The organism is Nocardia sp. NPDC004582 (assembly GCF_053602115.1).
The window spans coordinates 1-21,486 of record NZ_JBSGCY010000117.1 but is presented as its reverse complement, the minus strand read 5'-3'; the positions used below and the strand labels follow the sequence as shown (position 1 = coordinate 21,486).

At 68.3% G+C, this 21,486-nt stretch carries 27 protein-coding genes; 18 read left to right on the top strand and 9 right to left on the bottom strand.

Annotated features, from left to right (window positions below):
* The 3 genes from ACWELJ_RS26165 to ACWELJ_RS26155 form a co-directional block, all read right to left on the bottom strand.
* Positions 1–149: biotin carboxylase N-terminal domain-containing protein (locus tag ACWELJ_RS26165; RefSeq protein ID WP_452368784.1), on the bottom strand; the 149-nt coding region annotated here is incomplete at its 3' end.
* Positions 146–337 carry an acyl-CoA carboxylase epsilon subunit gene (locus ACWELJ_RS26160; protein WP_364623689.1) on the bottom strand — a complete coding sequence of 64 codons (192 nt, stop codon included), beginning with the start codon at positions 335–337 and terminating at the stop codon, positions 146–148. The genes ACWELJ_RS26165 and ACWELJ_RS26160, both read right to left, overlap by 4 nt.
* 16 nt (positions 338–353) lie before the next feature.
* The gene (locus tag ACWELJ_RS26155) at positions 354–1,898 is read right to left on the bottom strand and encodes an acyl-CoA carboxylase subunit beta (RefSeq protein WP_452368781.1); all 1,545 of its coding nucleotides are present in this window, start codon (positions 1,896–1,898) and stop codon (positions 354–356) included.
* Positions 1,899–2,241: 343 nt separating this feature from the next.
* Between ACWELJ_RS26155 and ACWELJ_RS26150 the strand changes: the two genes are divergently transcribed.
* From ACWELJ_RS26150 to ACWELJ_RS26115, 8 genes are all read left to right on the top strand, one after another.
* On the top strand, positions 2,242–3,111 hold the full coding sequence (locus tag ACWELJ_RS26150; RefSeq protein WP_452368780.1) for an AfsR/SARP family transcriptional regulator: 870 nt from the start codon (positions 2,242–2,244) through the stop codon (positions 3,109–3,111).
* Between the two features lie 295 nt (positions 3,112–3,406).
* Complete coding sequence (locus ACWELJ_RS26145; protein WP_452368779.1) at positions 3,407–4,675, top strand: beta-ketoacyl-[acyl-carrier-protein] synthase family protein; 1,269 nt, start codon at positions 3,407–3,409, stop codon at positions 4,673–4,675.
* Positions 4,676–4,764: 89 nt separating this feature from the next.
* The gene (locus ACWELJ_RS26140) at positions 4,765–5,979 is read left to right on the top strand and encodes a ketosynthase chain-length factor (protein ID WP_452368778.1); all 1,215 of its coding nucleotides are present in this window, start codon (positions 4,765–4,767) and stop codon (positions 5,977–5,979) included.
* A gap of 46 nt (positions 5,980–6,025) precedes the next feature.
* On the top strand, positions 6,026–6,283 hold the full coding sequence (locus ACWELJ_RS26135; protein WP_452368777.1) for an acyl carrier protein: 258 nt from the start codon (positions 6,026–6,028) through the stop codon (positions 6,281–6,283).
* A gap of 11 nt (positions 6,284–6,294) precedes the next feature.
* On the top strand, positions 6,295–7,233 hold the full coding sequence (locus ACWELJ_RS26130) for an aromatase/cyclase (protein WP_452368776.1): 939 nt from the start codon (positions 6,295–6,297) through the stop codon (positions 7,231–7,233).
* Complete coding sequence (locus ACWELJ_RS26125) at positions 7,230–8,162, top strand: MBL fold metallo-hydrolase (RefSeq protein WP_452368775.1); 933 nt, start codon at positions 7,230–7,232, stop codon at positions 8,160–8,162. The genes ACWELJ_RS26130 and ACWELJ_RS26125 overlap by 4 nt, the downstream gene beginning before the upstream one ends.
* A complete protein-coding gene (locus ACWELJ_RS26120) occupies positions 8,159–9,424 on the top strand; it encodes an FAD-dependent oxidoreductase (RefSeq protein WP_452368783.1) in 1,266 nt (421 codons plus the stop codon). Before ACWELJ_RS26125 ends, ACWELJ_RS26120 begins: the two co-directional genes overlap by 4 nt.
* Entirely contained in the window at positions 9,421–10,182 is a 762-nt protein-coding gene (locus ACWELJ_RS26115) for an alpha/beta fold hydrolase (protein ID WP_452368774.1), read from the top strand. Before ACWELJ_RS26120 ends, ACWELJ_RS26115 begins: the two co-directional genes overlap by 4 nt.
* Here ACWELJ_RS26115 and ACWELJ_RS26110 read toward each other — a convergent pair.
* Positions 10,161–10,529 carry a winged helix-turn-helix transcriptional regulator gene (locus tag ACWELJ_RS26110; RefSeq protein WP_452368773.1) on the bottom strand — a complete coding sequence of 123 codons (369 nt, stop codon included), beginning with the start codon at positions 10,527–10,529 and terminating at the stop codon, positions 10,161–10,163. The two genes, ACWELJ_RS26115 and ACWELJ_RS26110, sit on opposite strands and share 22 nt — an antisense overlap.
* Positions 10,530–10,629: 100 nt before the next feature.
* Here ACWELJ_RS26110 and ACWELJ_RS26105 point away from each other — a divergent pair, with 100 nt between their 5' ends.
* Positions 10,630–11,124, top strand: coding sequence for a luciferase domain-containing protein (locus ACWELJ_RS26105; protein WP_452368772.1), 495 nt, complete (start codon positions 10,630–10,632; stop codon positions 11,122–11,124).
* Positions 11,125–11,193: 69 nt separating this feature from the next.
* Complete coding sequence (locus tag ACWELJ_RS26100) at positions 11,194–11,577, top strand: lipocalin-like domain-containing protein (protein WP_452368771.1); 384 nt, start codon at positions 11,194–11,196, stop codon at positions 11,575–11,577.
* Between the two features lie 93 nt (positions 11,578–11,670).
* On the opposite strand, the gene ACWELJ_RS26095 is transcribed toward ACWELJ_RS26100, so the two are convergent.
* Positions 11,671–12,453 carry an SDR family NAD(P)-dependent oxidoreductase gene (locus ACWELJ_RS26095; protein ID WP_452368770.1) on the bottom strand — a complete coding sequence of 261 codons (783 nt, stop codon included), beginning with the start codon at positions 12,451–12,453 and terminating at the stop codon, positions 11,671–11,673.
* A 177-nt stretch (positions 12,454–12,630) separates the two neighbouring features.
* Between ACWELJ_RS26095 and ACWELJ_RS26090 the strand changes: the two genes are divergently transcribed.
* From ACWELJ_RS26090 to ACWELJ_RS26075, 4 genes are all read left to right on the top strand, one after another.
* On the top strand, positions 12,631–13,050 hold the full coding sequence (locus ACWELJ_RS26090) for a nuclear transport factor 2 family protein (protein ID WP_452368769.1): 420 nt from the start codon (positions 12,631–12,633) through the stop codon (positions 13,048–13,050).
* Positions 13,051–13,081: 31 nt separating this feature from the next.
* The gene (locus ACWELJ_RS26085) at positions 13,082–13,693 is read left to right on the top strand and encodes a malonic semialdehyde reductase (protein ID WP_452368768.1); all 612 of its coding nucleotides are present in this window, start codon (positions 13,082–13,084) and stop codon (positions 13,691–13,693) included.
* Positions 13,694–13,948: 255 nt separating this feature from the next.
* On the top strand, positions 13,949–14,923 hold the full coding sequence (locus tag ACWELJ_RS26080; RefSeq protein WP_452368767.1) for an SMP-30/gluconolactonase/LRE family protein: 975 nt from the start codon (positions 13,949–13,951) through the stop codon (positions 14,921–14,923).
* 91 nt (positions 14,924–15,014) lie between these two features.
* Entirely contained in the window at positions 15,015–15,620 is a 606-nt protein-coding gene (locus tag ACWELJ_RS26075; protein WP_452368766.1) for a DUF4822 domain-containing protein, read from the top strand.
* A 92-nt stretch (positions 15,621–15,712) separates the two neighbouring features.
* Here the strand turns inward: ACWELJ_RS26075 and ACWELJ_RS26070 are convergent, their stop codons facing one another.
* The 3 genes from ACWELJ_RS26070 to ACWELJ_RS26060 form a co-directional block, all read right to left on the bottom strand.
* A complete protein-coding gene (locus tag ACWELJ_RS26070; protein ID WP_452368765.1) occupies positions 15,713–15,994 on the bottom strand; it encodes a hypothetical protein in 282 nt (93 codons plus the stop codon).
* A gap of 106 nt (positions 15,995–16,100) precedes the next feature.
* Complete coding sequence (locus ACWELJ_RS26065) at positions 16,101–16,532, bottom strand: AMP-binding protein (RefSeq protein ID WP_452368764.1); 432 nt, start codon at positions 16,530–16,532, stop codon at positions 16,101–16,103.
* Positions 16,533–16,756: 224 nt separating this feature from the next.
* Entirely contained in the window at positions 16,757–18,136 is a 1,380-nt protein-coding gene (locus ACWELJ_RS26060; RefSeq protein WP_452368782.1) for an MFS transporter, read from the bottom strand.
* 213 nt (positions 18,137–18,349) lie between these two features.
* Between ACWELJ_RS26060 and ACWELJ_RS26055 the strand changes: the two genes are divergently transcribed.
* Entirely contained in the window at positions 18,350–18,556 is a 207-nt protein-coding gene (locus tag ACWELJ_RS26055; protein ID WP_452368763.1) for a heavy-metal-associated domain-containing protein, read from the top strand.
* Positions 18,557–18,764: 208 nt separating this feature from the next.
* Positions 18,765–19,145, top strand: a complete 381-nt coding sequence (locus ACWELJ_RS26050; protein ID WP_452368762.1) for a helix-turn-helix domain-containing protein — start codon at positions 18,765–18,767, stop codon at positions 19,143–19,145.
* Between the two features lie 89 nt (positions 19,146–19,234).
* Here ACWELJ_RS26050 and ACWELJ_RS26045 read toward each other — a convergent pair whose 3' ends face one another.
* Positions 19,235–20,017 carry an SDR family NAD(P)-dependent oxidoreductase gene (locus ACWELJ_RS26045; protein WP_452368761.1) on the bottom strand — a complete coding sequence of 261 codons (783 nt, stop codon included), beginning with the start codon at positions 20,015–20,017 and terminating at the stop codon, positions 19,235–19,237.
* 115 nt (positions 20,018–20,132) lie between these two features.
* Here ACWELJ_RS26045 and ACWELJ_RS26040 point away from each other — a divergent pair, with 115 nt between their 5' ends.
* A complete protein-coding gene (locus ACWELJ_RS26040; protein WP_452368760.1) occupies positions 20,133–20,756 on the top strand; it encodes a TetR family transcriptional regulator in 624 nt (207 codons plus the stop codon).
* Between the two features lie 72 nt (positions 20,757–20,828).
* Positions 20,829–21,236, top strand: coding sequence for a DUF6153 family protein (locus tag ACWELJ_RS26035; protein ID WP_452368759.1), 408 nt, complete (start codon positions 20,829–20,831; stop codon positions 21,234–21,236).
* The last annotated feature ends 250 nt before the right edge of the window (positions 21,237–21,486 follow it).

Below are 21,486 nucleotides of genomic sequence, written 5' to 3'. Positions count from 1 at the left end.
TCGGCGTCCGGTTCGGCATACACGGCCACACTGGCGATACCGGCGTCCTTGGCGGCCCGGATCACGCGCACGGCGATCTCGCCTCGGTTGGCTACCAGGACCTTGCACAGGCCGTAACTGCCTTCCCTGGCAACCGATTCGGCGCTCATGCCGCGGCCCAGCTGCGCGGCGGGACGAATGCGCTCGCGCGCGGCGGCCCGATCCAGCGCACGGGGGCCACCGCGGGCGGGGCACTCTCCACGGAATTCGCGAGCGCGCTCACCAACGCGATGAGCAGGGCGGCGGTTTCGATATCGTCGGGATTGCCGCGTTCGACGCGGACCAGGGGTGCTGTCATGTGCTTCTCGCTCTGCTCACTGGGGTGGGTTGCCGTGCTTGCGAATCGGCAGGTCGGCGTGTTTGGTCCGCAGCATGGCGAGGCTGCGGATGAGCACCGAGCGGGTGTCGGCGGGATCGATCACGTCGTCGACCAGGCCCCGCTCGGCGGCATAGTAGGGGTGCACCAGCTCCGAGCGATACTCGGCAATCTTGTTCTGCCGCATCGCCTCCGGATCCTTCGCGGCATTGATCTCGCGGCGGAAGATCACGTTCGCGGCCGCCTCGGCGCCCATGACGGCGATCTCGTTGCTGGGCCAGGCCAGCGCCAGGTCCGCGCCGATCGACCGGGAATCCATGACGATGTACGCGCCGCCGTAGGACTTGCGCAGAACCACCGAGACCCGGGGGACCGTGGCGTTGCAGTAGGCGTAGAGCAGTTTGGCGCCGTGGCGGATGATCCCGCCGTGCTCCTGCGCGACACCGGGCAGAAAACCCGGCACGTCGATCAGCGTGACGAGCGGAACATTGAACGCGTCGCAGAGCTGCACGAACCGGGCGGCCTTCTCCGAGGCGGCGATGTCGAGCACCCCCGCGAGCATGTTCGGCTGATTGGCGACCACGCCCACCACGTGCCCGTCGAGGCGGGCGAAGGCGCACACCACGTTCGCCGCCCACTGCTCGTGCACTTCGAAGATCTCGTGGTCGTCGACGATCTCCTCGATGACCGCGCGCACGTCGTAAGGCCGGTTCCCGTCGAGGGGGACCAGATCGTAGAGCGACTCGTTGCGCCGATCCGGGGGATCGGTGCACACCACCGCCGGCGGATGCTGACGATTGTTGGCCGGCAGCAGCGACAGCAGATGCCGGACATCGTGCAGGCAGGAGGGTTCGTCGTCGTAGGTGAAATGGGTGACACCCGATGTGCGCGAATGGATGTCGGCCCCGCCCAGCTCGTTCATGGTGACCCGCTCGCCGGTCACCGCCGCCACCACGTCGGGTCCGGTGATGAAGATCTGGGCCGTCTCCCGGATCATGAAGACGAAATCGGTGAGCGCGGGACTGTAGGCGGCGCCGCCGGCGCAAGGTCCGAGGATGACGCTGATCTGCGGAATCACGCCGGAGGCCTTGGTGTTTCGCGCGAATATCCCACCGAAACCGGCCAGCGCGGTGACCCCTTCCTGGATACGGGCGCCCGCACCGTCGTAGAGCCCGACCAACGGTGCGCCCGCGGCCAGGGCCAAATCCATGACCTTGTGAATCTTCTGCGCATGCGCCTCGCCGAGCGCGCCACCCAGAATCCGGAAGTCCTGCGCGAACACGAACACCGTTCGCCCCTCGACGGTTCCCCAGCCGGTGACCACACCGTCGGTGTGGTGCCGCCGGTGCTCGAGCCCGAATCCTGTTGCCCGATGACGTCGTAACGGCTCGATCTCCTGGAAGGACCCAGGGTCGAGCAGCAGGTCGATCCGCTCGTAGGCGGTCAGCTTTCCCTTGTCGTACTGACGTTGCGTCGCGGCCGCATCGGGCCCGGCCAGTACCGATTGTTTGAGTTTGTCGAGCTCCTCGACGCGTTCACGCATGCCAGTCCTCGGTGGTGATCGGGAGTGGTCCGGAATCGGCTGGCGGCCAACCACTTCCGGACTGCACTGGCTCCGAGTCTGACCCACGGGTCCTCGAGCGTCGCTCAAATGCGGAGGTCCCGACGGCATTTGGGTCCATACGCGATGCTTATTTGATTTGTCATTTATTATCGATGCGATGGCGTAGCAGGTACTCTATGTTTCTGGAACATTTGTGCTTTAACCATCAAATTACGGTTTGTTCACGAACCTGATACCTGCCGACCGTTAGGCTGGAGTCGCCTCCAGTGTCGTGGGCATTCATTTTCCGCGCTTTGCCGGGAAAAGGTAGTAGGGAGCGCCCGTGACACAGCAAATCTATGCTCGCGTGCTAGGACCGCTAACGCTAGCGCTGCAGAACAGGAATGCCACGCCGACGGCTCAGAAACAGCGGCAATTGCTCGCGCTGCTGCTCGTCCGGCATTCCACTGTCGTGCCGGTGTCCGCGATGATCGAGGAGTTATGGAACGAGGATCCGCCACGCAGTGCCGTGACGGTGGTACAGACATACGTGCTCGGGATCAGGAAGCGGATGGCCGAGTTCCTGGACGTCGAGCACGGTGAGGTGGCGGACCGATACCTGCGCACCTGGAGCAAGGGGTATCTGTTCGATGCCCGCGACTGTGTACTGGATGTCAGGGACTACCAGGTCATGGCCGAGGCCGCGCGTTGTGCGGCCTCGGTGGGCGACGATCGGCGCGCGGTCGAGCTGTACACCGCCTCGGAGGCCCTGTGGGCCGGCCCGCCGCTGCTGGATGTGGAGGCCGGGAATCCGCTCACCGCGGAATTGACGCATCTCGAGCAATTGCGCTTGGTGAATCAGGAGCGGCGGATCGAGGCCCTGTTGCGATTGGGCGGTCATCGCGAGGCCTGCCCCGATCTGGCGAGATTGACCGCCGAGCAGCCGCTCCACGAGCGAATGCAGGCGTATTACATGTACGCGCTGTGCCGATCGGGGCAGCGGTACAGAGCGCTCGAGGTCTATCACAATTTCGCCGAGCTGATGCAGCTCGAACTCGGGCTCGATCCGTGCTGGCGAATTCGGCAATTGCACCTGGATATTCTCAATGCCTCCGACGAGTCGGTGGCGGATATATTGGAGACCCGGCATGCGGGCTATTTGATCGGCTGGAACGCACCCTCGGGGCTCGGCAGCTTCGCCCGCCCCGCCTGATCACTCGTTCTCATTTTCGATCCGCCTTTATGAGCTAGCGCTGGCCGGCGGCGTCGACCGGCGATTCCACTGTAGCCCCGCCCTCGGACGGGGCTACAGTGCTGCGTTCCTCCTGATCCTTTGGCCGCGTGTGCCTTTCGGAGACGATCGCAGTCGCGGCTCGAGGACGGCTCGAGTCCGGAGCTCGAGCGGCCCTCGAGCCGCGGGCGCCAGGCTGGGGCGGACATCGGAGCTTCGACCAGCATTCGGCGCGAAGGAGAATTGCTATGTACGCCATCACATTCGGGGGTATGCGGTGAGCCGGCGGGTGGTCGTCACCGGGCTGGGTGTGCGGGCACCCGGTGGATCCGGCAAGGACGAATTCTGGAAGCTGTTGTCCGAGGGACGCACCGCCACCCGGGCCATCAGCTTCTTCGACCCCGCCCCGTATCGGTCCCGGGTCGCCGGCGAGGCCGATTTCGATGCGCTCGCGGAAGGGCTGTCGCCCCGCGAGATCCGGCGCATGGACCGCGCGGCGCAGTTCGCCGTGGTGTGTGCCCGCGAGGCGGTCGCCGACAGCGGCCTGGCGATCGAGTCGGTGAATCCGTTCCGCCTCGGGGTGAGCCTGGGCAGCGCGGTCGCCGCCGCGACCAGCCTCGAACAGGAGTACCTGGTGTTGTCGGACTCCGGCCGCAACTGGGTGCTCGACGAAAAGCACCTGTCGCCCTACATGTTCGACTACATGGTGCCCAGCGTCATGCCCGCGGAGGTGGCCTGGAGCGTCGGGGCGGAGGGCCCGGTCGCCATGGTCTCCAACGGCTGCACCTCCGGACTGGATTCGGTCGGGCACGCGGTGCAGCTGATCCGCGAGGGGTCGGCCGATGTGATGATCGCCGGCGCCGCCGACACCCCGATCACCCCGATCGTGGTGGCCTGCTTCGACGCCATTCGCGCGACCACCCCGCGCAACGACGACCCCGAGCACGCCTCGCGGCCGTTCGACAACTCCCGCAACGGCTTCGTGCTCGCCGAGGGCGCGGCCATGTTCGTGCTGGAGGAGTTCGAGAGCGCCCGCCGCCGGGGCGCCCGCATCTACGCGGAGGTCACCGGCTACGCGACGCGCTGCAACGCCTACCACATGACCGGACTCAAGGCCGACGGCCGGGAGATGGCCGAGGCGATCCGGGTGGCCCTGGACGAATCCCGGGTCGATCCCACCGCGATCGGCTACGTCAACGCGCACGGCTCCGGTACCCGGCAGAACGATCGGCACGAGACGGCCGCGGTCAAGCGCAGTCTCGGCGAGCACGCCTATCGGACGCCGATGAGCTCGATCAAGTCCATGGTCGGTCACTCACTGGGCGCCATCGGTTCGGTGGAGATCGCCGCCTGCCTGCTGGCACTGGACTATCAGGTGGTGCCGCCCACGGCGAACCTGCACGAGCGCGATCCGGAATGCGATCTCGACTATGTGCCGCTCACCGCCCGCGACCATCGCATGGACACCGTGCTGACGGTCGGCAGCGGGTTCGGCGGATTCCAGAGCGCCATGGTGCTGCGCCGCACGTCGGAGGTCGCGGCATGAGCGGTCAGGCGCGGAGGCGCCGCTCCACCTCCCAGCGCTTGCGCAGCGTAACCACGGAGCGCCCCCGCTCATGCTCGGAAGGACACAGCATGAGCGTCGTGACGGGAGTCGGCGTGATCGCGCCGAACGGGCTCGGCACCGAACGTTTCTGGGAGGCGGTGCTGGCGGGCCGCGGCGGCATCGCGCCGCTCACCCGGTTCGACACCGCCGCATCGGGTGGACGCCTGGCCGGGCAGATCCCGGATTTCGAGGCCGCACAGCATCTTCCGAGCCGACTGCTGCCGCAGACCGACATCTCCACGCGACTCGCTCTGGTGGCGGCGCAGTGGGCGCTCGACGACGCGAAGGTGGATACCGCCGAACTGGCCGACTACGACATGGGTGTGGTGACCGGAAACGCTTCGGGCGGTTTCGAATTCACCCATCGCGAGTTCAACAAGCTGTGGTCGATGGGCTCCGAGCATGTCAGCGTCTACGAGTCGTTCGCCTGGTTCTACGCGGTCAACACCGGGCAGATCTCCATCCGGCACGGCATGCGCGGACCCAGCAGCGCCTTGGTCGCCGAACAGGCCGGCGGCCTCGACGCGATCGGGCATGCCCGGCGCACGGTGCGGCGCGGGACGCCCCTGGTGGTCACCGGCGGCGTGGATTCCGCGTTGGACCCGTGGGGCTGGGCCTCGCACGTCGCGGGTGGCACCCTCAGCACCGCGACCGATCCGGCGCGGGCCTATCTGCCCTTCGACGCCGAGGCCACCGGCAATGTGCCGGGGGAGGGTGGGGCGATGCTCGTGCTCGAGGATCGCGACGCGGCGAACACCCGCGGCGTGCCGCATATCTACGGTGAAATCGCCGGGTACGCACAGACATTCGATCCGCCGCCGGATTCCGGTCGGCCATCGGGTCGACAGCGTGCCATCGAACTGGCCTTGGCCGACGCGGGTGCCACCCCCGCCGACGTCGATGTGGTGTTCGCCGATGCCGCGGGCCTGCCCGAGCAGGACCGTGCGGAGGCCGCGGCCTTGGACGCGGTGTTCGGCCCGGCCGGCGTTCCGGTCACGGCGACGAAACCCCTGACGGGGAGGCTGTTCTCGGGCGCCGGGCCGCTCGACATCGTCACCGCCGTGCTGGCCATGCGGGATTCGGTGATCCCGCCCACGGCCGGCACCGTCACCCCGGCGCCGGAGTACCGGATCGACCTGGTCCGCGGCGACGCCCGGCCCACCACCGTCGAAACCGCCCTGGTGCTGGCCCGCGGCCGCTGGGGTTTCAACTCCGCGGTGGTCGTCCGCGGCGTCGACCGGTGACACCCGACCGATACCCGAGCAACAGCACACAATCGAGGAGCCAATCATGTCCATGACCATCGACGAACTGCGGCGGATTCTGGTGGAGTGCGCCGGCGGCGACGAGACCGCACCCGAGCTGGCCGGCGATATCTCCGAGGTCGGGTTCGAGGAACTCGGCTACGACTCACTGGCCTTGATCGAGACGGCCTCGCGCATCGAGCGCGATTTCGGGGTGAAGATCCCCGAGGACCGGCTCGTCGAGGTGAAGACGCCGGCCGAGCTGATCGGCATCGTCAACGGCCGGTTGGCGGGCGCGGCATGAGCATCGTACGGATGAGTCATCACCGGGTCGTGGAGGCGGCGCTCCCGGATGTCTATCGCCTGGTCGCCGACGTCACCTATTGGCCGGTCATCTTCGAGCCGAGTGTGCTGGTGCGGCACCTGGATCGCACGCCCACCCACGAGCGGTTCCGGCTGTGGGCGACGGTCAACGGCGAGGTCAAGAATTGGACGTCGCGCCGGGAGTTCGTGGACCGGCAGCACCGGATCACCTTCGAACAGGAGCGCAGCGCGGCCCCGATCGCCACCATGGGCGGGCAGTGGACGTTCGAGGAGGTGGGCGCCCGCAGCACGAAAATCACACTGGACCACCACTTCTCGGTGATCCCGGGTGGTGATCAGGAGGCGATCGCGGAGGCGGTGGACCGCAACAGCGTCACCGAACTGGCCACCCTGGCGCGTATCGCGGAACTGGGGTACCCGGTGTCGCAGGTGCTGCACACCTTCGAGGACAAGGTGGTCCTGGATGCCCCGGCCGCGGACCTCTACGAGTTCGTCTATCGCAGCGACCGCTGGCCCGACCACGTCCCGCACGTGGGCCGGGTGGAGCTGACCGAGGACGAGCCCGGCGTGCAGCTCATGGAGATGGACACCGTCACCGCCGGCGGTGTCCCGCACACCACCCGTTCGATTCGCGTCTGCCTGCCCGCCGAGCGCATCGACTACAAGCAGCTGGTGCCGCCGGCCATGCTGTTCGGCCACAGCGGCAGTTGGGAATTCGCCGACAGCGCCGACGGGGCCGTGGTCACCGCCCGGCATCTGGTGGCGATCAACCCGGAGGTGGCGCGCGACACCCTCGGTGCGCACACCACTCTCGCTGACGCGCGCTCCTATCTGGCCGAGGCGCTGGGCACCAACAGCCGCAACACCCTGCTGTGCGGGGTCCGGGAGGTCGCCGACCGCCGGACCGAGACCACGAAGTCACCGCGATGACCGCCACCGGAGCCCGGCCCCTCGCGCGACCGGTGGTGCGCGAGGTGGCCGAGGACGTCTTCGCCTACACCCACGATCGCGGCGGGTGGTGCGTCAGCAATGCCGGGGTGGTCGCCGGGCGCGACGGCGCGCTGGTGATCGATACGCTCGCCACCGAGGGACGCACCCGCGCGCTGGCCGAGTTCGTCGACAGGCATGCGGGCGGGCCGGGCCGCACCATCCTGAACACCCACCACCATGGCGATCACAACTTCGGCAACCATCAGTTCGGCGGCGCGGCGATCGTCGTCGCCCACGATCGGATCCGGTCGGAGATGATCGACACCGGGCTGGCGCTGACTCAGCTGTGGCCGCAGGTGGAGTGGGGTGATGTCCGAGTCACCCTGCCCACGCTCACCTTCAGCGATCGGGTGACGGTCTGGGTGGGGGAGCGGCGGGTCGAACTCATCCACGTCGGTCCGGCCGCGCACACCACCAACGATGTGGTGGCCTGGCTGCCCGAGGAGAAGGTGCTCTTCGCCGGTGATGTCGTCATGTCCGGGGCCGCGCCGTTCTGCCTGTTCGGTTCGGTCCGTGGCACTCTCGACGCGATGCGCAGGCTGACCGCGCTCGGTGCGCGGACCGTGGTGGCCGGGCACGGTCCGGTGGCGGGACCGGAGATCCTCACCCAGACCACCCGCTACCTGCGGTGGATCGAAAAGCTCGCGGCGGAGGGCAAGTCGCTGGGCATCGCCCCGCTCGAACTGGCGTCGCAGGTGAATCTGGGCGAGTTCGAGGACCTGATCGACGCCGAGCGGGTGGTCGGCAACCTGCACCGCGCCTACGCCGAGCTGGATACGCCGGAAATCGGTGCGCCACTGGATGTCCTGGCCATCTTCGACGAGATGGTCACCTACAACGGCGGGCAGGTGCCGCGATGCTGGGCATGAGCACCGAAGCCGTCGACGTGTGCGTGGCCGGTGGTGGACCGGCCGGATTGATGGCCGGGCTGCTGTTCGCCCGCGCGGGCGCGAATGTGCTGGTGCTGGAGAAGCATCCGGACTTCCTGCGCGACTTCCGCGGTGACACCGTGCATCCCTCGACGCTGATGGCACTCGACGAGCTCGGACTGGTGGAGGAGTTCCTGAACCTCCCGCACGTCGAACTGCCGCAGCTGCCGATGGCGACGGCGATGGGGCCGGTCACCTTCGCCGACTTCCGCAGGCTGCCGGGACGATTCCCGTTCGTGGCCTTCATGCCGCAGTGGGATGTGCTCAACTTCCTGGCCGAATCCGCCCGCCGCTACCCCAATTTCCGGCTGATCCAACAGGCGGAGGTGACCGGACTGATCGAGCACGACGGCACGGTCACCGGGCTGCGCGCCCGCACCCCCGAGGCGGTGCTCGAGGTGCGCAGCCGACTCGTCGTCGCCGCCGACGGACGCAATTCGCTGGTGCGGCGAGATGACCTGCTCCAGGTCGCGGCCAGCCGCGCGCCCATGGATGTGCTGTGGTTCCGGGTGAGCAAGCCGGCGGGCGAACGGCTGCCGGCGGTGCGCAGCGGGCGGGACTTCTTCATCGTCTGCATCGATCGCGACGAGTACCTACAGGTCGCCTACATGATTCCCAAGGGCGGTTTCGCGGCCGTGCGCGCGCGAGGGCTCGACGCCTTCCGGGCCGCGATCGCCGCCATCTACCCGTCGCTGACGGCGGCGCTGACGGCCGAGATCGGCGACTGGGACGCGATCAAACCGCTCGATGTCCGGGTCGACCGGCTGCGGGAGTGGTACCGGCCGGGGCTGCTGGCCATCGGGGATGCCGCCCACGCGATGTCCCCGGCCGGCGGGGTCGGGATCAACCTCGCCGTCCAGGACGCCATCGCCGCCGCCCGGCTGCTCGCACCGACCCTGCGGGCGGGTCGCACACCCACCACCGCCCAATTGCGCGTGGTGCAGCGACGCCGCGAATTGCCGATGCGCGTAGTGCAATTCGCGCAATTGCGACTGCTCACCGATCTCTACCCGAGCGCCGAACGACCCGGCACCGACAAGCCGCTGCTGGCGCGGCTGCTGCGGCGCTTTCCCGGGCTGGCGCACGTGGTCGCGTGGGTCATCGGACTCGGTGTCCGGCCCGAACACGTGACCTCCAAACCCCACATGCCCCCGAAACGCCCCGCGCCCCGCCTCGAAGTGATGACACAGGAGAAGCGATGACCACCTATCTGCTCGTTCCCGGTGCGTTCCACGGCGGTTGGGCCTGGCAGCGGGTCGCGCCGCTGCTCAGCGCCGCCGGCCACCAGGTGCTCACCCCCTCACTGGTCGGCCTCGGCGAACGCGCCGGGTCGCTCGGCCCGGAAGTCGGGCTCGGCACCCACGTCCAGGATTTGGTCGAGCTGGTACGCACCGCCGAGCTGCGGGATCTCGTACTGGTCGGCCACAGTTACGCCGGCATCGTCATCACCGCGCTCGCGGACGCGCTGCCGGATCGGGTGGCCGAGCTGGTCTATGTCGACACCTTCGTACCCCGGGACGGTGAGGCGGTCGCGGACGTCATGGCCCCCATGGTTGACGCCTTCGCCGCGCTGGCGGCCGAATTCGGTGACGGCTGGCGGGTTCCACCGCAGACCGAACCGATGGGCGACGGCGGGCTCTACGGCGTCACCGACGAACCAGATCTGAGCTGGCTGGCCTCGATGCTCACCCCGCAGTCGCTGAAGACGTTCACCGAGCCCATGATGCTGCGCAATCCCGGTGCGCTGCAGGAGATTCCGGTGACCCACATTCAGTGCACCGGAGGTGGCGCGGAATTCCAGGCCATGCGCGCGGCCATGCCACGCACCCTGCCGCCGGCGGATCTGCCCGCCGACCGGCTCAAGCTGCTGCCCACCGGGCACGACTGCATGATCACCATGCCGCGCGAATTGTCGGGGCACCTGCTGGAATTGGCGGCTCAGCCTTCGGCCGCGTCGTAGGCCGCCCGCGCGTCGAGCACCGCTCCCAGGTGCTGTTCGGACCATTGGGTGAGGCTGGTGAACACCGGCGAGAGGGTCTCGGCCAGCGCGGTGGCCTCGTACTCCACCCGCGGCGGCACCTCCGCGTAGTAGGTGCGCACCAGCAGTCCGTCCCGCTCGAGCTGGCGCAACCGCTGGGTCAGCACCTTCGGGGTGAGTCCCGGAATGCGTTGCAGCACTTCGTTGAAGCGCATCCGGCCGTGGTGGGTGAGCACCCACAGCACCTGGGTCGACCAGCGGCCGAAGAAGAGGTCCACCACCGGTGTGATCGGACAAGGATCCACCGCGGCAGGTGTGACGTCCGTCATGGCGACTCCCCGATACTTTCCATTTGGTAACTACTATACTTTGGAAACTACTGTGTGACCAGGCGGTTCGACGAAGTGCGAAACCGAAAGGAGCACAGCGATGACCGTGACAGCAACCGACCGGCTCGACCTCCCGCGGCGCGGTGGCGAGCGGCCCCGGACGCGGCCGCACAATCCCCATCAACAGCTTTCCGATATCGCGCCCCCCGATCTGCAGGAAGCCCTGTGGGCGCGGATGATCACCCTGCCCGGCATCCAGGTCGGACGCAGCCGGGTCTCGCTGCCCGACACCCGCGCGCTGTACCTGCTGCCCGAGCTGGCCCACGGGCCCGAACACGCCTTCGTGGTCGGAACCGAGTTCGCGCATCTGCACGGGCGCGGTGACGGCAGTCTGCACCTGTGCCTGCCCGCGGCGGTCGCGCTCGAGGCCATCGAGCAGGGCTGGGCCGAACAGCATCCGATGGCGCGGCGGGGCTATCTGCCGCCGACGCTGCTGATGGTCTACGGTCCGCGCGATGCCGACGAAGTGGCCGTGGTGTGGCGATTGATCCGGACCGCGTACGACTTCGCCCGCGGGGCTGCGCTTCGGGCGTGAGCGTAGAACCTCAGGCGTGACCGCAGAGCCTCGAGCGTGACTGTAGGGCGCGCGACCATGGTGGGGTTCATGACTGACCTCATCGGCACCTGGGAACTGCGCTCCTACTACGACATCGACGACAATGACGCCAAAAGCCAAGGACCACTCGGTGATTCGCCTCGCGGCCTGCTGATCTACGAATCCTGCGGCCATATGTCGGTGAGCATGATGCGCACCGACACCGCCGCCGCGGCCGTCCCGTTCATGGGCTACGCCGGCACCTGGCGGCTGCGCGGCGACGAGGTCGTGCACGCCATCAGCGTGTGCTCGAATCCGGCCTGGGCGGGTACCGAACAGGTCCGGCAGCTGACGCTGAGCGGCGATGAGCTCACGCTCATCGGCGCCGCCCAGATCGACGGCCGGACCCAGCGCCGGATTCTGGCCTGGCGCCGCACCATTCATCCTTGCTGACCATCCGGTCCAGGCTCGCCGACCACCCGGTCGCGGCCGCACCGGCGCGAACGAGAACGGGGGATAGTCGACGTGCACCGGCACGCACGCGGTTCAGTAGTTACCCAGTCCGCCACAGACATTCATCGCCTGGGCGGTGACGGCGGCGGCGCCCGGGCCGATCAGATAGTCGACCATGGCCGCCACCTCGGTGGGCTCGACATAGCGCCCGATGGGGACGCGGGCGCTCACCCGGGCGTGCACCTCGTCGGTGTCGACTCCCCAGATGTCCGAATACACCTCCCGAACCCGTTCGGCCATGGGAGTTTCCACGAATCCCGGGCAGACGGCATTGACGGTGATGCCGGTCTTGGCCAATTCCAGGCCCAGCGCCTTGGTGAACCCGACGACTCCGTGCTTGGAGGCCGAGTAGGGCGCGCCGTGCACCACGCCCTGTTTGCCGCCGGTGGAGGCGATATTGACGATGCGCCCGCTGCCGCGTTCGAGCATGCCGCCGGCGGTGAGCACGGCCTTGGTGGCGAAGAAGACGCTGTGCAGGTTGGTGTCGACCACGTCCAGCCACAACTCGTCGGTGATCTGCGCCGTTTCGCCGCCGCCACTGCGGCCGGCATTGTTGACCAGGATGTCGACGGGGCCGAAGCGCTCGACGGCGGCGTCGACGTACTCGCGGACCTGGGTGGCGTCGCGGACATCGCAGGTGACGCCGTCCACCGCGTGGCCGTCGTCCTGCAATCGTTTGGTGGTGTCGAGCAGGCGCTGCTGATCGCGCGCGCAGATGAAGACCGAGATGCCTTGGGCGGCAAAGCTCTCGGTGATGGCAAGACCCATTCCACTGGTCGCGCCGGTAACCAGCGCGACGCGTTGAGCTGCGGTCATTTCTCCTCCATCGATGGGGTGTCCGGTTCGGCGGGGCTGTTGCGGAATCAGCCTGGCGGCCGGACCTATAGCTCCGGTCAAACCGGCTCGACCAAGGCTCGAGCAGGGTCGGACACGGTGGATCGCAGTCGCGGCCCGCCGAATCGAGGCAGGCACAACAGCATTCGAGGAGCCAGCATGACCACCGTCGCCAGCCGCGCCGAGCTGTACGCCGAGGTCCAGCAGTTCTACGCCGACCAGATGCAGCGGCTCGACAACCGGGACATCCCCGGTTACGCGCAAACCTTCACCGAGGACGCGGAATTCGAGCACACCCCGGGTCGGCCGCCGGCGCGTACCCGGGCCGGCATCATCGCCGACCTCGTCGCGTTCCACCAGCGCTTCGAAGCCGATCCCATGCAGCGGCGGCACTGGTTCGGCATGACCGATCTGCGACCGCAGGACGACGGCAGCATCGTCGCCACCTCCTACTGCCTGGTGGTGAAGATCCGCCCCGGCCGGGCGCCCGAGATCAACCCCAGTTGCGTGGTGCACGACGTGCTGGTGCGCCTCGACGGCACCCTCCTCACCCGCTCCCGCCGAGTTTCCCACGACTGACCCGAAATCAGCCTGTCCCAAGGAGAATCACATGAGCACCGCCCAATCGGACACCCGGCTCGCCCTCGCCGGGGAAGCGCAGGATCTGCTCTTCCGCGAGGCCCGCACCGCCAACACCTTCACCGACGAACCGGTCACCGACGAGCAGTTCCGTGAGATCTACGAGCTGGCCAAGTACGCCCCGACCTCGATGAACCAGCAGCCGCTGCGCATCGTCCTGGTCCGCACGCCCGAGGCCCGGGCGCGCCTGGTCACCCACATGCTCGACAACAACAAGCCCAAGACGGCCGCCGCCCCGCTGACCGCGATCCTGGCCGCCGACCTGAACTTCCACGACCATCTGCCCACGGTCTTCCCCCACGCCCCCGACGCGAAGGACTACTTCGCCGATCCGGAGGTGCGCGCCCAGTCGGCCCGCTTCAACGCCCTCATCCAGGTCGGCTACTTCATCCTCGGGATCCGTTCCGCGGGCCTGGCCGCCGGACCGATGAATGGCTTCGACGCGGCCGGCGTCGACCGCGACTTCTTCCCCGCGGGTGATCTCGCATCCCTGGTCGTGGTCAATATCGGCAAGCCGGGCCCCGATGCCTGGTTCCCCCGCTCTCCCCGCCTCACCTACGACCAGGTCGTCACCGCGGTCTGATCCCGCCGAACCACCCGAAAGCACTGGGCGCCACTGGCCTTCGATACCGAGAGGCCGCGCAGGTGAACTCCGCGCCGCAGCCCGCACGACAGGGTTATCGCTGACCGCATCAGGTTGAGCCGTGCGATGGTTCGGGTTGATCATGGTCAGGACCACAATTCGATGAAGCCGCAGCCCGAGATGTGCTGCGGCTTCATCGCGTATGACCGGGGTTTCGGGAAATCCATTCAGCCGATGTCGTTTAGGATTCCTGGCATGTCGATCGGGGTGGGGACAGTGCGGCGGTTGCTGTCGGGTACATGGGTGGCGGTGGCTGTGGCCGGATCAGTGGTCAGCGCGCCGGGCGCGCACGCGGAGGTGATTTCCTGCGCGAACGGTTGGCAGGCCGACACTCTCGCGTCGGGCCTGGGTGCGCTCGAGAATCTCGAAGCCGATGGGGGCGGCGGGTTCTATCTGACCGGCATTGTGAACGGTCTGCTGTACCACGTTGATTCCAGCGGCACGGCTACCACGTTGTTGTCGGGTCTGGATCATCCGGCGGGGCTGCGGCTGATCGGGGATGAGCTGTATTTCCTCACCGGCAACAACGATCTCGCGGTTCCCGGGACCGGAACGCTGCAGCGCTACACCGTGTCCTCCGGAGCGGTGACCACGCTGTTGACGGGGCTGTGGTACCCCAACGGGCTGCTGTTGCTTCCCGACGGGGACCTGATCATCTCCGACCTGTCGATTCCGGTGCCGGCGGGACTGGGCCGGTACCGTCCCTCCACCGGTGAATTCGACCCGCACTGGTCGAATACGCCGTACCCCAACGGGATCGCGCTGGCCGCCGACGGGCGGTCGATCTACACCGAGAACGACGGCCTGTCGCAGGTCGTGTCCATTCCGCTGGACGCGCCAGCCACCTCCACGGTGATCGCGACCATCCACGACGGGCTCTTCCCGGGCCTGGACGATATGGAGGCCACCCGGTCCGGGCAGCTGTATCTCGCCGGGGACACCACCGGGAGCATCTACCAGGTGGACCCCGCCACGGGCGCCAGTTGCACCATCGCCACCGGCTGGCAGGCCGCGACCCCCATCCCGCCCACCGGTCCGACCTCGGTCCGCATCGCCAACGACGGAGTGGGCTGGGCGCTGTACGTGACCGGGGTCGACGGCACCCTGCGGCGGCTGCGGCCGCCGGCGGGCGTCGACCTCACTCCCGTCTTCGCCGACACCGACGGCTGAAGCCGGAGTCCCGCCATCACCCCATCGGCGCGCCGAGGTGTAGCCGATCGGTTGATGTGCGGGCCCACGGGCGACTCCTACGGTTGAACACGTGAACATCACCTCGCTGATCTCCCGCCGCACCGTCGTCGCCGTCTCCACCCTCGTGGCCGCCACGGTGGGTGTGCTGCCCGCCACCGCCGCCTTCGCCGCTCCGGAGGCTCCGGGTATCACCGCGGTCGCCCAGGACGAGGCCTCGCCGTCGGCCGTGCTGGCCTCCACCCCGTGGAAGACCACCGACGCCCTCGACCAGAACGGCGACCACGTCGCGCTGGACAACCCGGCCGTGTCGAACTTCGTCGGCTGGGCCTACTTCAAGGACGACGGCACGTTCACCATGTACAACCTGAACGACACCCCGAAGATGCACGGCGACTGGACCGTCGCCCCCGACGGCTCCACCCGCTGGATCGCCGCCAAGAACGACGCCGGCGCCGTCCTGTTCACCCGCGTGGTTCCGATCATCCAGCTCGACAAGCACGCCTTCACCTACCGCGTCACCCCCAACGCCGCGGACCCGAGCGTCTACTACGACATCGTCCACACCCCCACCAACCACGCCGAGCCGGGCACCGATGACCGCGGCCCGGGCGCGAACGGCACCCAGGGCAACCAGGGCCAGGGCGGCTACCACCAGAACAACGGCAACCAGCACTGAGCCGCAACGGCAATCAGCACTGAGCCGCGCCAGCTGAAGAAATCGAGCCCCAGGTCATTCCGACCCGGGGCTCGATTCGTGTGCCGGCCGATTCAGTTGGACCTGCTGCACAACCACTCGGTGCCGTAATGCGCGGCATTACCGGGATCGAGATGCACCCACGTCCCGCCGTCGCCGCAGGGCTCGCCCGCGACATGATCCTGGGCCGGAGGCTTCGACGGCGTCACGCCCGCACTACCGGTGAACAGGCCGTCGGGCAAGGGGATCGACACGCCCGGCACCGGCTGCCATACGTCCGCGTTCGCGGTAGCAGTGGCGAAGAACGGAACGGCTACAGCGACTCCCGCTGTCAGAACTGTTGCGAAACGCTTCACGAACGACCTTCCTGGCGGTTGAACCATCAACATTCGAGCATCTGATCTATAGATCGCTCATCGATAACCATTACAGGCTTCCCACCAGTGCGAAGCGCACCGCTGCTCAGTGCCGGCGCGCGGCGTCCAGTTCCGCCGCGGTCGGGGGAGCTCCCGATATGTCGCGGTACTGCCGCAAGGTCGCCGGTTCGTCGAGCACCAGCCAGGTGACCGCGTCGCTGAGCCGGCCGCGCCGCTCCCACACCGTCACGCCCACCTCCGGGGTGCGCGAGCTGGAGGAGACCCGGGCCCCGATCTTGTCGAGGGCGTGGCGGACCGCGATCGATTCCAGTTCGGTGAGCCCGGTCAGGGCCACGAATCCGCCCGGGCGCGCACCCACTCGCAGCAACATGCGTGCGAGCCGGTTCGACCAGCGATCCAGGTCCGCGGAGGTGAGCGCGACACCGCCGACGGAGGCCACCACGTTGTTCGGGGTCGAGCCCGGCGGGGCTGTGGCCGGGGCGCCGACCGGATCGCGTCGAGGCATCGTGGAACGCATCGGAAATCCTCTCGAGTCGTTGAATCCACCACTCGCACAGCTGATTTCAAACGGAAGCACCGCCGGCCGACGCGACCTCCCGACCAGTCCACGGTAGGCAGGCTCGAACCGGGCGTAAACCCCGGGCAAGCTGCCCTGCTCGGTATCGGCACTCGCCAGTGTCGGTCCGGAGGGCAATACAAAACGGCAGGCACCCGGGGGTGCCTGCCGCATGGGATCCGGCCTCAGGCCGCGATCGGAACCTCGAATCCGCGGGGCGTGCGGACCGGCCAGTGCAGGTGATCGGCGTCGATCACGTACGGGTGGGTGTGGACGTAGAACCCGTCGGTCAGTAGTTCGGCGTCGCCCAGGCGCTCCGGATCGATGCTGCCGACCGGGTGCAGGTGGGTGATCACCTCCGGATCCTCACGCGGCCACATCCGCGCCGCCACGATGATGCCCGCCGTCGCCAGTACCGCCAGGGTCACCCAGGTGACGGTGAATCCCGCTGTGGTGGTGAGCCATCCGGTGACCGGGTAGGTCAGCAGCCACGCCAGGTGCGAGAGCGAGAACTGGGCCGCGAACAGCGCGGGACGATCCGAGGCCTGCGCGGAGCGACGCAGCACCTGGCCGGTCGGGGTCAGGATGGCCGCGGTGCCCGCGCCGACGACGGCCCACACCGTCAGGGCCGCGACCCAGCGCCAGTCGCCCGCATCGGCCGAGGACAACGCGATGGCGGCGGCCAGACCGGTGAGCAGGGTGGCCGCGCCGGTCAGCATGACCGGGCGGGCGCCGACGCGGTCCAGGACGCGGGGGAGCGACAGCGCCACGAGCATGGTGCCGAAACCGTTGGCCGCCAGCAGCATCGCCACCCCGGACTGGGTGCCGCCCAAGGTGTCGCGGACATAGTTGACGGTATTGACCATGATCACCGAACCGGCCGCCGCGACCACCAGATTCAGGCCGAGCAAGCCCCGCAGTCGCGGCGTCGCGACGAAGATGCGCACCCCGGCCGTGATCCGCTCCCGGAACGAATCACCGCCGGTGGCGGTCGAGTTCGGGATCCGGGTGGCCAGCACCAGGGCGGCCGAGACCGCGAAGCCGATCGCGGTGCCCACGAACAGCCAGTGGAAGCTCATGACGGTCAGCGCGGCCGCGGCGAGCATGGGGCTCAGCAGCGTCTCCATGGTGGCGGCCAGCTGCGCCGCCGACAACGCGCGGGTGTACTCGCGCTCATCGGGCAGGATGTCGGGGATGACCGCTTGATAGGTGGGTGTGTATGCGGCCGAGGCGGTTTGCAGGATCGCGATCAGCACGTAGATCTGCCAGATCTGATCGATGAACGGCAGGGCCAGCACGACCGCGGCGCGCACCAGGTGCAACCCGGTCAGGAAGCCGCGCCGCGGCAGGCGGTGGGCGTAGGCGGCGACCACCGGGGCGACGGTCACGTACATCAGCATCTTGATGGTGAGCGCGGTCCCCAGCACCGCCGCGGCCGCGCCGCCCGCCAGATCGTAGGCCAGCAAACCCAGTGCGACAGTGGTCAATCCGGTGCCGAACAGACCCGAGACCTGCGCGGTGAACAGCCGCAAGTAGTCCCTGTTGCGGAAGAGGGAGCTGAGCATGGGGGCGGATCGCATCGGAATTCTCCTCTTCGTGGTGTTCGACGACAGGGACGTTAATACCCCCTGGGGGTATACGCAACCCTGGTTCGTGTGATGCGGCCCACGGACTTCGGGGCGGTCCCAGGGGCTTGACGAAATACCATAGGGGGGTATGGTAGCGGCGAGAAGGCGGCCGGAACCGGTTGTCCCGAGCGAAAAGAGGAGCGTCGAGCTATGAGCACCACCACCGTGACCGTCACCGGAATGACCTGCGGCTGCTGCGCGAACTCCGTGAGCAAGGAGGTCGGCAAGATCTCCGGCGTCACCGGAGTGAACGTGGACGTCGACAGCGGCCGTGTCGTCGTCGACAGCGACGCCCCGATCGCGCCCGGCGCCATCGCCACCGCGGTCTCCGACGCGGGCTACGCCCTCGCGGACTGATCCGGCATACCCCCCGAAAGCGGCAGATACTCCTTGGTATCTGCCGCTTTCGCGTGTTGCCACGCCGACATTCGCCGATGGCGAGGGATTCTCGCGAACTTATGGCAACCTATCCGGTGCTTCAGCGAAGGCTGAGATGCGGATCGAGGAGCGGTATATGGGGAAGATGGGTAGGCGGAAGCGGTCTCGGCTCATTACGCAGGGATTGATGACTTCCGGGAAGTCGCGGCCGCAGGCCGCGCGGGTGGCACCGGACGCGGCCGCCGAACCGGTGCGGGAGGCCGTCGCGGCGCGGCCGGTCGTCGAGCAGGTTGTCGTGTCTGAGGTCGTGGCCTCGGAAACCGCTGCGGGGCAGCCCGATATCAAGGCGCTGGCCGAGCGGGTCAAGGCGCGCCGGAAGGAGAACGGCTGGACGCAGGCCGATGTCGCCAAGAAGGGCGGCCCGTCGGCCGGATCGATCAGCCAGATCGAGCGGTGCCTGATCGAGGAGCCCGCCGAGGATCTGCTGGCCAAGCTCGACACGGCGCTGGAATGGCCGTCGGGCACCGCCGACGGCATCGTGCGCGGGCTGGTCGGCGCAGCGAGTTAGTCGTACCGGCCGCTCGGCCGAGGTGACGAAGCCCCGATCGATCATCGATCGGGGCCTCACCGTATTCGAAGTGGTTGGGCGCCGGGCGATTACGTGTGCGCCGCGCCGTCGATGCGGATCTCGGTGCCGCTGATGAAGCGGCCGTCGTCGGAGACCAGCATGGCGATGACGCCCGCCACGTTCTCCGGACCGGCCAGTTCCTCCGGGTTGTCCTGCGGCAGCACGGCGATCAGGCGGCCGAACAGCGACCAGTCGGAGTCCTGGGGCAGATAGCCGGGGGTGGCGTCGGTGATGCCGGACTTGATGCCGCCGGGCGCCACGCACACCGCGCGCAGACCCTGCTTGCCGTATTCCAGGGCCAGCGTATGGGTCATGCTCTGAATGCCGCCCTTGCTCGCCGAGTACGCGGCCATGTACGGGTGCGCGAAGCTGGCCGAGGTCGAGCTGAAGTTGACGATCGTGCTGCGCGGGTTGGCCAGCAGCGCGGGCAGCGCCTCCCGGATCACCAGGAAGGTGCCGGTGAGGTTGACGGCGATGATCTGGTTCCACAGCTCCAGCGACGTTTCGTGGGTGTGGGCCGCGCGCAGGATGCCCGCCGCGTTCACCACCGCGTCCAGCCCGCCCAGTTTCTCGATGGCGGTGCGCACGCCGGCGACGACGTCGGCCTCCTGGCCGACGTTCATCTCGACCGTGGTCAGCCGGGCATCGGCGCCGGCCTCGACGGCCTGCTTGCGGGTCAGTTCCAGGCCCTCGACATTGACGTCGGCCCCGGCGACGACCGCGCCTTCGGACAGCAAGCGGAGGACGGTGGCCTGGCCGATGCCGGATCCGGCACCGGTCACCAGAATGCGGCGCTGCTCGAGACGGTTCATGGATCACTCCCTGATCGGTGGAACCAGCTTCGTCGGTGAAGCTAGTTTCTGACACGATATGCCGAAAATGGCACGCGACGCCAGGAAACGTTCTGGGTCTCGGTACAGTTCCCGGGTGAGCAGCGAGCGAAACCGTGCCGGGCGACCGGCCCTGAGCGAGACCCGCCGCGCGGCCACCCGCCGCGAAGTGGCGACGGTGGCGGCGCATCTGTTCATCGAAAACGGTTACGCCGCGACCACCGTGGAGGAGATCGCCGCGGCCGCCGGTATGGGGCTGCGGACCTTCTACCGCTATTTCGCGGGCAAGGAGGACGTGGTCGCGCCGCTGCTGGCCATCGGCACCCGGGCCTGGGCCGACGAGCTGGCCGCCTGCCCGCCGGACCTGCCGCTGCGCGAGGCGCTGAGCCGGTCCTACCGGGTCGCGACGCTGGGCACGCTGGCCGCGGAGGGCATCGTCGAGAACCGGCTGCGCCCGCTGGTGCGGGCCGCCACCCAGCTCCCGGCGCTGCGCGCGACCTGGCTGCGGGTGCAGTACGACTGCGAGACCCAGCTCATCCCGATCATCGCCGCCCGCACCGGACGCGCCGACGACGACCTCGATGTGGCGCTGGCGGCGGCCATGGCCAATACCGCGGTGCGGCTGGCCACCGAACTCTGGGCCGCGGGCGCGGAATCCGGTTCCGCCGCCGATGTGCTCGACACCTGCCTGGCCCGGCTGGCCACCGACAGCCTGCTGTAATCGCCGGTCGGGGGACTGTGGCCTTCGATACCCCTGGGGGGTTGGCGTCGGACGGCGGCTATCATGGCGGACATGGCTGATCAGCGCGTTGCGCCGGGAGCGACCGGATACGTCCGGCTGCTCGGTGCGCTGGCGCTGCTGCTGGGGATCATGGCCATGCACGCCGGGGTGTTCTCGGCGGGCCACGGTGTGTCCGAGTCGGCCGCACCGAGCGTGGTGATGGCCGAATCCACGACGGGCTCGAATCACGCGCCCGGTCCTCAGGGCGATCATTCCGGCGGGCACACGAGCTCGCACGGCTGTGATTACCTGATCCTGTCCAGCCTGGTGCTCGGAATCGGCCTGGTGCTCCTGGGCTGGATCGCCGATCGGTCCCGCGAGACCCGCCCGCCCACGCTCGCGTCCTGGCGGATGCACCGGGAACGTCCCCCGCCCTGGACCTCGCTCTCCCTCTCCGAACTGTCGATTCTGCGGATCTGACAGGTCTTGCGCCGCACCCGGATCCGGGCCGCGGCCGACCTTCCGATCCCGGCTGACGCCCCGTGCGGGCGCGCCCAGAATTCGACGACCCAGGGAGAAAGCATGTCCTCCAACCGTTCCCCGCTCGCGCGTCCGCTGACCCGGCGCGGGCTGTTATTCGTGCTGCTGCGGCGTCAGTACTCGGCGAGCCAGCTCCGGCACATGGCCGGATCGGTCCGTGCGGCCGAGGCGGTGGCTCCGACCCGGCCGC

Coding starts and splice junctions, on each gene's coding strand:
- ACWELJ_RS26160 (WP_364623689.1), bottom strand. CDS start 337: ATGACAGCACCCCTGGTCCGCGTCGAACGCGGCAATCCCGACGATATC.
- ACWELJ_RS26155 (WP_452368781.1), bottom strand. CDS start 1,898: ATGCGTGAACGCGTCGAGGAGCTCGACAAACTCAAACAATCGGTACTG.
- ACWELJ_RS26140 (WP_452368778.1), top strand. CDS start 4,765: ATGAGCGTCGTGACGGGAGTCGGCGTGATCGCGCCGAACGGGCTCGGC.
- ACWELJ_RS26135 (WP_452368777.1), top strand. CDS start 6,026: ATGTCCATGACCATCGACGAACTGCGGCGGATTCTGGTGGAGTGCGCC.
- ACWELJ_RS26130 (WP_452368776.1), top strand. CDS start 6,295: ATGAGTCATCACCGGGTCGTGGAGGCGGCGCTCCCGGATGTCTATCGC.
- ACWELJ_RS26125 (WP_452368775.1), top strand. CDS start 7,230: ATGACCGCCACCGGAGCCCGGCCCCTCGCGCGACCGGTGGTGCGCGAG.
- ACWELJ_RS26120 (WP_452368783.1), top strand. CDS start 8,159: ATGAGCACCGAAGCCGTCGACGTGTGCGTGGCCGGTGGTGGACCGGCC.
- ACWELJ_RS26115 (WP_452368774.1), top strand. CDS start 9,421: ATGACCACCTATCTGCTCGTTCCCGGTGCGTTCCACGGCGGTTGGGCC.
- ACWELJ_RS26110 (WP_452368773.1), bottom strand. CDS start 10,529: ATGACGGACGTCACACCTGCCGCGGTGGATCCTTGTCCGATCACACCG.
- ACWELJ_RS26105 (WP_452368772.1), top strand. CDS start 10,630: ATGACCGTGACAGCAACCGACCGGCTCGACCTCCCGCGGCGCGGTGGC.
- ACWELJ_RS26100 (WP_452368771.1), top strand. CDS start 11,194: ATGACTGACCTCATCGGCACCTGGGAACTGCGCTCCTACTACGACATC.
- ACWELJ_RS26095 (WP_452368770.1), bottom strand. CDS start 12,453: ATGACCGCAGCTCAACGCGTCGCGCTGGTTACCGGCGCGACCAGTGGA.
- ACWELJ_RS26090 (WP_452368769.1), top strand. CDS start 12,631: ATGACCACCGTCGCCAGCCGCGCCGAGCTGTACGCCGAGGTCCAGCAG.
- ACWELJ_RS26085 (WP_452368768.1), top strand. CDS start 13,082: ATGAGCACCGCCCAATCGGACACCCGGCTCGCCCTCGCCGGGGAAGCG.
- ACWELJ_RS26080 (WP_452368767.1), top strand. CDS start 13,949: ATGTCGATCGGGGTGGGGACAGTGCGGCGGTTGCTGTCGGGTACATGG.
- ACWELJ_RS26065 (WP_452368764.1), bottom strand. CDS start 16,532: ATGCGTTCCACGATGCCTCGACGCGATCCGGTCGGCGCCCCGGCCACA.
- ACWELJ_RS26060 (WP_452368782.1), bottom strand. CDS start 18,136: ATGCTCAGCTCCCTCTTCCGCAACAGGGACTACTTGCGGCTGTTCACC.
- ACWELJ_RS26055 (WP_452368763.1), top strand. CDS start 18,350: ATGAGCACCACCACCGTGACCGTCACCGGAATGACCTGCGGCTGCTGC.
- ACWELJ_RS26050 (WP_452368762.1), top strand. CDS start 18,765: ATGACTTCCGGGAAGTCGCGGCCGCAGGCCGCGCGGGTGGCACCGGAC.
- ACWELJ_RS26045 (WP_452368761.1), bottom strand. CDS start 20,017: ATGAACCGTCTCGAGCAGCGCCGCATTCTGGTGACCGGTGCCGGATCC.
- ACWELJ_RS26035 (WP_452368759.1), top strand. CDS start 20,829: ATGGCTGATCAGCGCGTTGCGCCGGGAGCGACCGGATACGTCCGGCTG.